Raw genomic sequence first — 12,769 nt, 5'->3', positions numbered from 1 at the left:
CTTGTGCATATGAACATGCTGACGAATTGCCAAGCTTCAACAAGTTCGTTACCATACGATGGAATTCTCTTTAAAATTTACATGTTTCATACTGTCTGTATTCTAATATAATTCAAAGAATAGTTTACTATCATGAAAACTGATTCTTTTTCATCTTTTTCTTCATTGAAAATGATGATGTTTCATGAAATAAACGAATGGAGATTACTTGCTTATGTCCACCGACTCGAAGATCCTGAAAGCCTTGTTTTTCATTCAACTGCTTTCGTCCTTTCTGGTCGTCGTCGGTCATTTTACCGCTTCCGTGCTGGACTTTACCGATCCCTTCTGGGTGCTTGCCTTAAACCAGATCAGCCGCTATGGCACAGTGCTTTTGGCCATCGTGAGCGGATACATGACCGCCTATACGCTTGAAAAGAAAAAGCCGGGCTTTTGGCAGTTCTTTTCGGGAAAGCTCACCTACATCTACGTGCCGTTCCTGGTGTGCGGCGTCTTGTATCATTACTTGCTCAATGACGTGTGGCCTCGCACTTCCACAGATTTTTTCAACATCTTTCTGGGAAAAACGGGCGGCCACCTGTATTTTGTGTTTATGATTTGCCAGTACTACCTGTTCGCCTACCTGTTCCGCAATGTGATTACCAAGAAAAACATCCTTTTTCTCATTTGGGTATTCATGGCGGTTCAATATGTGTACATTAATTACCTCCACCAGGGGTGGCTTGGCTTGACGACTCGCCATCTTCTCCCGACGTGGATCTTCACGTTTTATATCGGCCATCTGGTGTACTGGTATCGGGAAACCATCTTTGCTTACCTGCAAAGGAAACAGTCCTACCTGATTTTGTTTACAAGCGTCTCCGTCATCAGTGCTGTCTTTTTCATCCTATCCAGCAAAATGTATGTGGCGGTTCATCTGTCCTTTGTGATTGCGACACTGATTACCTTTTTGGTCATGGTCGTCTTCTTCCTGGAGCTGGTCGACAAGGTACAGCTCAAGTTTCGCAAAGGTCTTACCTATTTTATCTACCTGTTTCACTCGGCCTTCCTCATTCTCTACAAGGAATGGCTGAAGGATCTTTTCGGAAATGACGTCTCGTGGCTGTTCAGCAACACGTGGTATTCGCTGATGTATTTGCTCGTCGTCTACGCGAGCACGGGGCTTGCTTCCATCCTGCTGGTGCAAATTACGAAAGGCATTGAGAGCCTCATCAAGACGAGGTGGCGGGTCATTCGGGAGAGATATGAATAAGACGACAGCCGAAAAAGGCATCCAAGCTTGAACTGCACCCCAATTGTTGGACATATTCAACAGTTGGGGGTGCAGTTTTTTTATGACTAAATTTAGTGGGGATGTTAAGTTAGCTGCGGTTCAACGATACTTAGAAGGTGTGGAGAGTTATGCTTCGATCGCAGCGTCCATTGGTGCATGTCACCGCCGGGTTAAAATTGACCCAGGTTCGCCGGAATGAAAATGACCCACCCCTGTAGAATACCTCTCTCTGAAATTACCGACCAAAGTAGCTTCAGAGGGGAGACATATGCTAAGGAGTGGGACTGTGATCAGATTACACGAACTTCAAGTGAGCGGCAAGAGTATCCGCGAAATCACAAGGGAAACGGGTCATTCCCGTAATACCATACGAAAATACCTCCGCGCAGAAGGAATTCCGGAACCTCGTCCGCGTAAGAAGAGAGTCTCAAAACTCGATCCGTTCAAAGCCTTGCTGGATCTATACCTCGAAAAGGGAATTTTCAATTGTGAAGTGCTGCTGCGTCTCTTGAAAGAGCGAGGTTACACGGGGGGCATTACGATCATCAAGGACTATGTGAAGCCCCGTCGACCTCCAAAACAGGCACCTGCGGTGCAACGCTATGAGACAAAAGCCGGACACCAAGCCCAAGTGGACTGGAAGATTTGCGAGTACATCGATTTAAACGGTGAAGTGCGTAAAATCCCCGTTTTTACGATGGTGTTGGGTTACTCCCGAGCGATGTACATCGAATTTACAAAGCGCTGTGACATCCACAGTTTCTTACGCTGCTTGATGAACGGTTTGGAATACTTCGGCGGTGTTCCAAAGACCATGCTAACCGACCAAATGAAGACCGTTATTCTTGGCATGGGCGATGATCGAAAGCCGAGATGGCATCCGTTGTTTGAAGATTTTGCTGCGGCTATCGGCTTGATCCCCAAAGTTTGCCGCGTACGACGTCCCCAAACGAAAGGAAAGGTCGAGAGAAGCGTTCAGTTCATCGAGCAGAACTTCATGCCAGGGCGATCATTCACCGATCTTGGTGACCTAAATCGCCAAGCCAGACACTGGTGCGATGAGCAAAACCGTCGTATCCACGGTACAACTGGGGAAAGACCGATCGATCGCTTGGCACAAGAGAAGCTCGGTATGCTTCCGTCTCCGGAACGATGGGCAAAGTACCGGTTTGAACCGAGGAAAGTAAGCCGTGACGGATTTGTGAGCTACGACGGCGTTCGTTATGGCGTTCCATGGCGGTATAGCGGACGTGAAGTAAAGGTACGAGAGGTAAACAGATTCGTCGAAATATACTGCGAGAAGCAGCTCATCGCCCGGCACGAGAAGCAGTACCAATCCCGAAGGCTAGTGATGTGTGAGGACCAATACACGAATTTGAGTACAGCTCAGGGATATGCTTATCCAAAGCCGCAAGGCGTTCAGATTCCTGTACAAGACGTGGAAGTGCGTCCGTTGGACGTGTATGAACGTCTTGTGGAGGTGGGCGCATGATTGAGCTCGAACAAGCCCGCCAGCGTCTGGAGGAACTTGGTTTGGGTCAAGCCGCCCAATCGCTTGATGCCAAGCTGGAAGCTGCCAGCCGGAGCCAAAGCACGTATCTCTCTTTCCTCAATGATCTACTGGACGCTGAGATTCAGGATCGCCAGCGCCGAAATGTAGAGGTCCGCATGAAGCTGTCTCACCTCCCTTATCGGCGTACGCTCAACGAATTCGACTTCTCGTTTCAACCGGGGATTGATGAACGACTGATTCGTGAACTGGCTGCGCTGACGTTCGTTGGGAGGCAAGAAAACGTGTTGTTTCTCGGGCCTCCCGGCGTGGGGAAAACGCATTTAGCCGTTGCTATCGCTATGGAGGCCATTGGACAAGGATTGCCTGTGTATTTCGTCTCTCTCGCGCAGCTCGTGGGCGATTTACGAAAAGCTTATGAAGAGAATCGCCTGGACAAACGAATGAGGGTATATCTCAGGCCACGCATCCTCATCGTGGACGAGGTGGGCTACCTCCCCCTCGATCCGCTCGCTGCAAACCTGTTTTTTCAGTTGGTTTGTGCACGCTACGAGAAAGGAAGCATGATTCTGACTAGCAACAAGAGCTTTGGCGAATGGGGCGAACTCATGGGCGATCCCGTTCTTGCTACAGCTGTTCTCGACCGCTTATTGCATCACTCCCACGTCGTGAACATCCGGGGGAACAGCTACCGGCTCAAAGAAAAACTAAAAACCGGAATCTATTCGACACCAGGCGCACAGGTGGGTCAAAATTATACCGGCGCTCGTGGGTCAAATTAATTCCGGCGTTGACAGTGCATCTGACTATATGGTGAGAAACTGGGTGTTGCAGTACGAGCATCAGGGTGAAAAAGCCTTTGTAAAATCCTATACAAGTTACTCGGTACAGTTTAAACTAGACGTACTCAATTATATGAATACTTATGGGACGTCTCCGAATGAAACAGCCGCCATTTTTCGAATCACCTCTCCTGGATTGATTCGAAAATGGAGAATGCAATTTCAATCACAAGGAATAGACGCTCTCATTTCAAAGAAAAAGGGGCGTCCAGCCATGAAGAAGAGACACAAGAAAGGAACACCTGTTGAAGGATCAGTCGAGGCACTGCAGGAAGAATTAGAGCGTTTACGCATGGAGAATGCTTACTTAAAAAAGTTGAATGCCTTAGTTCAAAGCAAGGAAAAATTACAAAGCAAGACAAAGCGCAAGTAGTATTTGAACTAAGGACCGAATTTCCTATAAAAGCGCTACTTAAACTCGCGGGTATTCCACGAAGTACGTATTATTACTATGTAAAAACTTTCAGCCGTCCAGATAAACATGCTGAATTAAAAACATTAATTCAGGCGATTTACCATGAACATAAAGGACGCTACGGATACCGTCGTATTAAGGATGAACTCAAGAATCTAGGACATCAGGTAAACCATAAAAAAGTACAGCGATTGATGAAACAGTTAGGCTTAAAAAGCATGGTTCGGATGAAAAAATATCGCTCCTATAAAGGGGAAGTTGGAAAGGTGGCGCCGAATATTTTGGATCGCAACTTCCACGCAGACAAGCCAAATCAGAAGTGGGTAACGGATATTACGGAGTTTAAATTATTTGGCGAAAAGCTTTATTTATCGCCAATGTTAGATTTATTTAACGGAGAAATTGTCGCCTATACGATTGATTCAAAACCAAGGTATTCTCTTGTTTCAACGATGCTGGACCAAGCTTTTAAACGACTAACAGATGAAGACGAGCTGCTTATTCACTCGGATCAAGGCTGGCATTACCAAATGAGCAAGTACCAACAGGCATTAAAAGAAAAGAACATTACGCAGAGTATGTCACGAAAAGGAAACTGTTATGACAATGCTGTAATGGAGAACTTCTTTGGTATCTTAAAATCGGAATTTTTATATATGCAGGAGTTTGAAAACATTGAACATTTTAAACAAGAGTTAGCAAAATACATCGATTACTACAACAACAAACGAATCAAGGCAAAATTAAAAGGCTTGAGTCCAGTGCAATACCGAACTCAAACCTTACTTGCTGCTTAATTAAAATGACTGTCTAACTTTTTGGGGTCACTTCAGCTGATTGGGTGCCTTTTTATATATTTTGGTGTCCCTGCTTTTTTGCTTTCACTTTCTTGCTCTCAGAAGCAGTCTTCGCTATCCGGGTGCATGGCGGGCTGAGGATGAAATTGGTAGATGCTCAGGTTGATTGATTTCCCGCCGATCACCTCGACCCCTTCCCCTTGCAGCAGAAGCATTTGCATGGTCCGGGATTCCTCTTCCTGCAAGCTGATCTTCCCTTCCGCGTTTATGACGCGATGCCACGGAAGGCGATGCTTATTGCTCATGGAATGGAGGATTCTGACGACCTGCCTTGCCCCCCTCGGACTTCCGGCTAACGCGGCAATTTGCCCATAGGTCATCACTTTCCCCGGAGGAATACTGCGGATGATTGCCACCGCTCTTTCTGTGAATGGCCGCATGCTTTTTTCTCCTTTTCTACTGCCGGGGAAGCCACTGGCAGGTTTGTCCAGTTTCCCCTCTGTTTTTGACAGAAAATTTATGCTACGCTACTCGGTAAGCAATCCTACCCATACTAACGGGATTGCCATCCTGGTTTTTGAAAGGAGCTGAATGGTTATGAGCACATATTTGAACACTCGTTACGATACAAATCATCACCACTTGTCATTCTGCAGGGGGATGCATACCCATTGACTCCCCCCATTTCAGGAGGAGGTACTGCATGCAGCGGAAAACGGCATTGCTTGTCATTGACGTACAAGTAGGAATTGTCGAAGGACCCGAAATCGGTCCGGTTTTTCAAAAGGAAGACGTTTTGCAGACCATAACGAAACTGATTTCCACGGCGAGAAGCCAGTCCATACCTGTTGTTTATGTTCAAGATTTGGATGTAGCCGCCCAAGACTCGGCCGAATTTCAAATACATCCCGAGATTGCGCCGCTTTCCGGCGAACTGGTCATCCGAAAAAAAGCAACAGACGCGTTTCAGCTCACGGAATTGCACAAAGAACTTCAAGCGCGGAAAATCAACCATCTGGCAGTCGTCGGTTGCAAGACGGAATACTGCGTAGATACGACGTGCAGAAGGGCGACCACCCTCGGATATGATGTGACACTGGTGGCAGACGCCCACTCGACGACTGGCAACGATGTTCTTTCGGCAGAGCGAATCATCGCTCACCACAACGCGCTGCTGCATGGTCTGGACAATGTCAGCGGTTTTGTCATGGTGCGCCATTCAGGCGAAAACGTTTTTGAACCGACCCACGATCAGTATAGATAAAAGCGAATGAAACAGCAAACCCCTCCCGACAATGCTGGGACTCGCCCGCTTGTCTGGAGGGGTGTTTTTCTATCGTGGGATCTCTATATGAATGTTGCGTCCGTACTCTGAACGTGTGGCAAACTGAATGTACCCGGCCCTCCGAAAGGCATTGGCCATCGGTTCGTTATGCACGTCGGTATCCGCCCGAATAGGAGTGACCCCCGCTTTCAGCAGGATGTCCGTTCCCCGCCCAAGAAGCTGATGGATGTATCCGCGTCCTCTTTGCTCCGGCATCACGCCGATGTAGCCGATCGTAGCAAAGGCAGGGCTTTTCGCGGGCATCACCAATCCGATGCATTCATCGTCCTGGTTATAGGCAAGCTGCCACCAATGCGGATCATACACCAGCTGCTGCAGGTCCTGAAACAATTCCAGCGCTTGTCCCCTTGCTCCCAGGCGCTCACTGTCATGCAAAATGCGACGGTCCAGCGTTCCTTCAGATACGCGCATGACAGCTTCGATAAAGACCTCGTTGCCCACTTCGGCGAGCGAGCGAAAGGAGAGACCTGCAGGCACGGGAATGTCTGCAATACCCGGCTTCCACTCAAAGCGACAGGTCTCCCGCTCCAGGCGAAACCCCATCTCTCTGAGCAGTTCCCTGCGCTCTGTCGGAAACGTCTGCCACTGGGGGGCCAAAGGAGGAGTATCCAGCACATGCCCCACTTCCTTGACTCCCATGCCGCGCAGGGCTTCCAGCGCTGTTTGCAGCAGTTCTTTGCCGAGAGAAAGGGAATCCTCACTATCCCATGGAATATCGAGCAATACCAAGTCAAGCGGTTTGTCCAGCTTGGGCAGTGTCCAAAATGCTACACGTCCCCGCAGCCGGTTCGCTTCCTCTATGACAAAGCACCATTCCGGGCGCATCGAACCGACTGCGATCATCTTTTCTACGTAACGCTTTACCTCCTGCACGCGGGCCGGATCGCTATTGCCTACTCCTGCGAAATCATCAATCTCTTCCGGTCTGATCGGGCGCACTGTGGCCACTGTCATTCGCTTCCCTCATTCCTTTTTATAAAAACGGGTTTTGAAACCGAATTTATGTAACTACCAAAATAACCATTAATAGTTACAAGCTGATTGTATCACAACCCATCCCAGCCCGGCAACCACATTTTCCCAGCGCCTTTTTGTTCATTTCGCGATCCGACGCGATCCAACAGAATGCTGCCCCTTCTTAACCGAACAGTAAACTGGTTTTGCTTCTCACTTCGCCTCAAGAAACCACACTTTGCTAATCACCTGATCGTTGACCTCATAAATGGCCAAGGCTTCAAATGCTCCACGATTGTCTCTTCCCGTAATTTCCTCGCGGTCGATGACGTAATTGGAATAGCAAATGCGATCTTTGATAACGCAATGGTTGTTCGGATTTTCCTGGAACATTTTCGCGTAACGTTCTGTCAGCGCTTTTTTTCCACTGACCAACACATTTCCGCTCGGATGCTCCATGATCAAAACATCCTCGGCATACGTGGACACAAATCCCGCCAAGTCCTGGCTGTTGTAGCAGAGCAGCTGCTGCTGCACGATTTCCTCCGGCGTTTTGTTCTTGTGCACAAAAAAGCCCCCCTGCAATGTCTTTCTTATCGCGGCCTGCGGTCATGCAGCCAGTCCTTGCCTTCCACCTTGCCTACGGAAGCCATCAAGACGGAGAGATGCTCCTGGCCGTCAATTCCCAAATATTCATTCATTTCTTTGTCGAACCAGTGGCCGATCGTGGACACGCCCAATCCCAGGCCATTTGCCGCGATATGCAGATTCTGGGCAACGTGGCCGGCATCCCACCAAATGTACCGGTACGCCCGTTCCCTGTATTTATGCCGTGTACGGTTGACCACTGCCGTCCACACGAAATTGACAGCCGCCCGGCGCGTCATTTCCTGATTCTCCGTCAAGGCATAAGCCGTTTCAGACACGTCCTCCAGCTTTAACCCTTCCAGGCACCACTCTTCCACATCCAGGTGATACAATCCTTTTTCCAAGCCCTCGACGTTGTTTACGAGCAAATAGGTCTCGATCGGATACAGCGCTCCCGCGGAAGGGGTCGCGCGGATTTGGTAATCGCCCATGTCGGCGGTGATGCCTTGGGTTCCCCAGAGCAAAATGTTCAATTCATTGAGTGTCATCGGTTCACACAGGAAATTCCGTCTGGAACGCCGATTCTTCATCAGCTCCCAAAGATCCGGGGACGGGGGCAGCTCTCTTGGTCCCAAAGGTATGCGGACTACCGCATCGTCATACCGCATGTAAGTAGGCGGTCTTTTGTCAAAGTCATATTTGGCGGCCCAGCCTTCCTCCAGATCGCCGACTGCGTATGAGGTCGCCTGTAAAAATTCGTTGCATATTCTTTGCCATTCCGGATGCATGGTGTTCTCCTCCTCTTGTGCTTGCGACTGTATCTCGCTAAAATCGAGTATACGAACAACACAACCATTAGTAAAACGATGTTTATTAATATAATTCATTAGATTTTACTAATAATTCAAGGAGAATCCCTATGACACTGGCCCAATTGCAAGTGTTTATCGCCGTGGCCGAAGCGAAAAATTTCACGAAAGCCGCTGAATCTCTCGGTTTTACACAATCGGCTGTCTCTCAGATGATTCAAAGCCTGGAAAAGGAACTGGGCGTTCCTCTGTTTCACCGCAGCCGAAAAGGGGTCGCCACGACCAACATCGGGGAGAGAATGCTGCAGCATGCAAGGGAAATGCTGCGGATCAGCTCGCGCATGCAGCAAGAGGCAAAAGCGGCGCAAGGGATCGAGACGGGTACGCTGCGGATCGGTTCCATCCACAGCGTGTCCAATAAAATTTTGCCCGGCTTGATCGGCTCATTCCGCAAGCTGTTCCCCCAAGTGGACATCGTCTTGTTTGAGGGGGAGTATGAAGAGGTAAACAGTTGGATATCCGGCTCTGTCGTCGATGTCGGCTTTACCACCGTGCCGGGAAAGGATATGGAGTCATACACGCTTGCAACCGACAGAATGGTCGTGGTTGTCCCCGATGACCATCCGCTGCGGAGCGAGCCGTATCTCACTTTCTCCCACATTCGGGACAAGTGCTTTATTATGCCGAAGGACGAATGCATCAAAAAGCTGCTTCACACCAACGGGCTTGCTTCCACCGTTGCTTTTGAAGTCCGGGACGTGACGACGATTCTGGCCATGGTGCAGGAATGGGTCGGGGTCACGATTGTTCCGGAGCTCTACTTGCCGGAAATGCTGCCCAAGGTAGTGCCCGTCCCTTTGTCTCCCACGATTACGAGGGAGCTGGTCATCAGTACCCGCAGCTTTGATTCGGTCTCGCCAATAGCGGCAGAGTTCATTGTGCACAGCCAGCACTACATCAAGCAGCGAGCCGTCGCGATTTAAAAAAAGATCTTGCTCCTGAAAACAGGCAGCAAGATCTTTTCTCTATTAGATATCTTCTCCATCAAACTCAATATCGTTGTTGGAGGCATCTCCGGAGAAGTCGTAAAGGTTGTCATCGTCGTAGCTGTCGATAATTTCACCTTCGATGTCTGCATCGTCAAACTCTTCCCAGATATCGTTGCAAATATCTTTCACCAGGCGTCTCAATTCGCTCTTAGTCAAATCGTCAAAATCATCTTGGTATTCGTCGAGGTCAATCTCAATGTCAACAGTAATTTCGTCCTCGTCGCCGCCAAGCGTAATTTCCCAATCAAGACCTTTGTAATCGCCGTAATCGTCATTCAAATCGGTTTCCAGATCATCGATGCGATCATCGACATCGTCGTCCTTGCTGCTCTTTCTGTCTTTGAGGTCGTCGATTTCATCTTCCAGATCGGCAATTTTTGCTTCCAGATCTTTGATTTTCGCGTCCTTCGTTGCGACTTCCGCTTGCAGAGCGGTTACGCGCGTATCCGGGCGGTCTTTGACATCAATTGTGTAAGTCGTTCCATTCCAAACGACATCCTTGTTAAAGACGTTGGCCATCATCCGCACCGGGATATAGGTGCTTCCATTGACGATGAACGGCTCGATGGTCGTTGGAACATTTACACCGTTATACATAACTTTGATATTATTGTAGCTAGCCTGCACATTCTTTTTTCCGACAGCCGCATCCGTGGTGACCGGCAAGAAAGTCGCACCCGCGAGTACTACAGACGACAAGATCGGTACCCATTTTTTCTTCCACATACTACATCTCTCCCATCGTATTTTTCTGTGATGCAAAGCATTTATTTCCAATATTCAGTTGACTGGTGGCTTCACCAAAGCTTAATCGCTTTCCCTGCTACTACTGATGCTCCCGCCGGTATGTACTTTCGCGGTGCTTCCCGCATACAGTGCCCTCATCGTTCGTGGCCAAAGCATCATCTTTTACTGTACCTGTGAACGGTGAAAAAACGGTGAAATTCTGCGCCCTCTTCCAACTTTTTTTCATTCATTTTTCACGAAAATACGGTAACATGATCGCATAATGGGTTATGTGAAAAAGGGGTGGAAAGCCGTGCACATACTGGTAGCAGAAGATGATCTGATGCTGGGTCAACTGATTGCCCATCTCTTGAAGAAAAAAGGCGGATATCAGGTAGAGTGGCTGACAACAGGTGACGATGTCTGCGAGTACGCTTTGAAATCGCACTACGATGTCCTGATCCTCGACTGGATGCTGCCGGGAGAGGAAGGCGTGAGCATCTGCAGCCGATTGCGGAAAGAAGGCTATTCGGGGGCTATCATCATGCTGACCGCCAAGGATGCGCTTGAGGACAAGATTAACGGATTGGATGCCGGAGCCGATGATTATTTGATCAAGCCTTTCGAAATTGATGAGCTGCTCGCCAGAATTCGGGCTGTCAGCCGGAGAAACTTCGCTCCGATCCAGGAACAACTGGTCGAGCTGCAGAATATTCGCGTGAACCTGACACAGCGCACCGTTTTTGACGGAGAAACAGAGGTTTACCTTACTCCGCGGGAGTTTCAATTGCTGGACTTGCTCATCCGCAATAAAGGCCAGGTATTGTCCAGAGAATTGATCTACGACCGGATTTGGGGGTACGAGGCCGACGTCTCTCTGAAGACGATCGATGCCACGGTCAAGCTGCTTCGGAAAAAGCTAAACTGGAATAGCGAAAAGGACTACATACAAAGTATTCGCGGGGTGGGATACAAGCTTGATATCTGACTGGTTTTCACGCACTCGTCTTCCTTGGAGAAAGGACGTATTTGTCCATACCCAGACCAAGCTGGCCTTTCAGTACAGCATCGTCATCATGATTTTTCTCTCTCTTTTCATTACGATTGTCTATTTTTTGGTCCACTTCGCGATCTTTTTTGAACAGGAAAGACAACTGTACACCATCACCGAGCAACAGGCCCAGATCATCAAGGAATCGCTGCCGGATGAAAACCTCGACCAGCAGGATCTCGATGACCTGAGCACCATTCGCGAAAGCGGCAGGCAATTTTTTTACTATTACATAAAGCCGGATGGGAAGCTCTTGTTTGGAGATGCATGGAACCGCCGCTTGCAGCCGGAACTGCTGAAGCTGGTACAAGACTGGACACCCGGCATCCGGGAAGTCCGCTACGAGACCATGACGATCCCCACTCCTCCCAGCAACAAGCGGGGGACCAATGCTTCTCCGAACAAAGTAAAGGTAAAGAACAAAGAGGCGGATCGCGAAATAAACCTGATGATTACCGGCCAGCGCATCTATCATGGCAATGAATTAGCCGGAACGCTTTATACGGGGCGCGAAATATCGTACACCTACGAGCTGATCAAAAGGCTCCTGACGATTTTGATCGTATTGGGCATCCTGTTTCTCGGGGTTGCCGTCCTGCTCAGCTACTTTATGTCCAAACGCGCCATGATCCCGATCCGGCAATCGTTTCAACGGCAAAAGGAGTTTGTCGCTGACGCCTCTCATGAACTGCGGACACCGCTCAGCATTCTGAACTCCTCGCTGGACGTGTTTGAAATGGAAGACGGCGAGCACCTCTCCGACTTTTCAAAGACCGTCCTGGTCAACATGAAGGATGAAGTAAAGCGGATGGCCAAAATGGTCAGTGATCTGTTGACCCTCGCACGTTCGGAAACGGATCGCCCGGCTCTTACGGTTGAGCGGTTTGATCTGGTCCCGACAATCGAGCAGCTGGTGAGCTCCACAGGGCCACTGGCGCAATCCAAAAACATCAGCCTGCATCACCACATGCCCTCTATTCTGATCGTGTACGGCGATCATGAACGAATCAAGCAGCTTCTCTACATCCTCGTGGACAACGCGATCAAATACACGCCGCCAGGGGGAGAGGTGCACCTCACTGTATCTGTTGAAGCACGGGAGAAGCAAACCATGATTCTCATCAAGGTACGGGACACCGGCGTCGGCATCGCGCCAGAGGATGCGGAGCGCATTTTTGACCGCTTTTACCGGGTTGAAAAAAACCGTTCCCGGAAGATGGGAGGAACAGGTCTGGGACTTGCTATCGCCAAGTGGATTGTGGAAATCCACCAAGGCAACATTCATGTCTCCAGCGTTCCGGGCCAGGGAAGCACGTTCACCGTGGCGCTTCCGATTTCTACAAGCAAGAGCGCAGCGATTTAGTCCGCTGCGCTCTTTCCGTTGTATTTTCGAAAGCATCCACTGGCCTC

Annotated in this window: 12 protein-coding genes and 1 pseudogene; 8 read left to right on the top strand and 5 right to left on the bottom strand. The window is 49.1% G+C overall.

Annotation, left to right across the window (positions count from 1 at the left end; genetic code table 11):
• Positions 1 to 214: 214 nt before the first annotated feature.
• The 4 genes and pseudogenes from V5G20_RS04965 to V5G20_RS04950 all read left to right on the top strand — a co-directional run.
• Entirely contained in the window at positions 215 to 1,252 is a 1,038-nt protein-coding gene (locus tag V5G20_RS04965) for an acyltransferase family protein (protein WP_338463197.1), read from the top strand.
• A gap of 289 nt (positions 1,253 to 1,541) precedes the next feature.
• Positions 1,542 to 2,765, top strand: coding sequence for an IS21 family transposase (gene istA / locus V5G20_RS04960; protein WP_024982953.1), 1,224 nt, complete (start codon positions 1,542 to 1,544; stop codon positions 2,763 to 2,765).
• Positions 2,762 to 3,565, top strand: a complete 804-nt coding sequence (gene istB / locus V5G20_RS04955; protein WP_024982952.1) for an IS21-like element helper ATPase IstB — start codon at positions 2,762 to 2,764, stop codon at positions 3,563 to 3,565. The genes istA and istB overlap by 4 nt, the downstream gene beginning before the upstream one ends.
• Before the next feature lie 28 nt (positions 3,566 to 3,593).
• Positions 3,594 to 4,837 (top strand): annotated as a pseudogene (locus V5G20_RS04950) (IS3 family transposase); the annotation flags it as partial.
• Positions 4,838 to 4,935: 98 nt separating this feature from the next.
• Here V5G20_RS04950 and V5G20_RS04945 read toward each other — a convergent pair.
• On the bottom strand, positions 4,936 to 5,277 hold the full coding sequence (locus tag V5G20_RS04945) for an MGMT family protein (protein WP_122957823.1): 342 nt from the start codon (positions 5,275 to 5,277) through the stop codon (positions 4,936 to 4,938).
• A 263-nt stretch (positions 5,278 to 5,540) separates the two neighbouring features.
• Here V5G20_RS04945 and V5G20_RS04940 point away from each other — a divergent pair, with 263 nt between their 5' ends.
• Positions 5,541 to 6,101 (top strand): cysteine hydrolase family protein, encoded by a 561-nt coding sequence (locus tag V5G20_RS04940; RefSeq protein WP_122957824.1) that lies wholly within the window; start codon positions 5,541 to 5,543, stop codon positions 6,099 to 6,101.
• A 69-nt stretch (positions 6,102 to 6,170) separates the two neighbouring features.
• Here V5G20_RS04940 and V5G20_RS04935 read toward each other — a convergent pair whose 3' ends face one another.
• The 3 genes from V5G20_RS04935 to V5G20_RS04925 form a co-directional block, all read right to left on the bottom strand.
• Positions 6,171 to 7,136, bottom strand: a complete 966-nt coding sequence (locus tag V5G20_RS04935; protein ID WP_338463196.1) for a GNAT family N-acetyltransferase — start codon at positions 7,134 to 7,136, stop codon at positions 6,171 to 6,173.
• Between the two features lie 213 nt (positions 7,137 to 7,349).
• A complete protein-coding gene (locus tag V5G20_RS04930; protein WP_003390076.1) occupies positions 7,350 to 7,703 on the bottom strand; it encodes a nuclear transport factor 2 family protein in 354 nt (117 codons plus the stop codon).
• A 26-nt stretch (positions 7,704 to 7,729) separates the two neighbouring features.
• The gene (locus V5G20_RS04925; protein ID WP_031931704.1) at positions 7,730 to 8,512 is read right to left on the bottom strand and encodes a SagB/ThcOx family dehydrogenase; all 783 of its coding nucleotides are present in this window, start codon (positions 8,510 to 8,512) and stop codon (positions 7,730 to 7,732) included.
• A gap of 131 nt (positions 8,513 to 8,643) precedes the next feature.
• On the opposite strand from V5G20_RS04925, the gene V5G20_RS04920 reads away from it, so the two are divergent.
• Positions 8,644 to 9,516, top strand: a complete 873-nt coding sequence (locus V5G20_RS04920) for a LysR family transcriptional regulator (protein WP_024985226.1) — start codon at positions 8,644 to 8,646, stop codon at positions 9,514 to 9,516.
• A gap of 45 nt (positions 9,517 to 9,561) precedes the next feature.
• Here the strand turns inward: V5G20_RS04920 and V5G20_RS04915 are convergent, their stop codons facing one another.
• On the bottom strand, positions 9,562 to 10,308 hold the full coding sequence (locus tag V5G20_RS04915; protein WP_338463195.1) for a stalk domain-containing protein: 747 nt from the start codon (positions 10,306 to 10,308) through the stop codon (positions 9,562 to 9,564).
• Between the two features lie 313 nt (positions 10,309 to 10,621).
• Here V5G20_RS04915 and V5G20_RS04910 point away from each other — a divergent pair, with 313 nt between their 5' ends.
• Positions 10,622 to 11,296 (top strand): response regulator transcription factor, encoded by a 675-nt coding sequence (locus tag V5G20_RS04910; RefSeq protein ID WP_003390081.1) that lies wholly within the window; start codon positions 10,622 to 10,624, stop codon positions 11,294 to 11,296.
• Entirely contained in the window at positions 11,286 to 12,722 is a 1,437-nt protein-coding gene (locus tag V5G20_RS04905) for a sensor histidine kinase (RefSeq protein ID WP_122957825.1), read from the top strand. The genes V5G20_RS04910 and V5G20_RS04905 overlap by 11 nt, the downstream gene beginning before the upstream one ends.
• The last annotated feature ends 47 nt before the right edge of the window (positions 12,723 to 12,769 follow it).

The organism is Brevibacillus borstelensis (assembly GCF_036700025.1).
GTDB classification, from domain to species: Bacteria; Bacillota; Bacilli; order Brevibacillales; family Brevibacillaceae; genus Brevibacillus; species Brevibacillus borstelensis.
The sequence above is the reverse complement of the archived record's forward strand: the minus strand, read 5'-3'. Positions and strand labels throughout refer to the sequence as shown.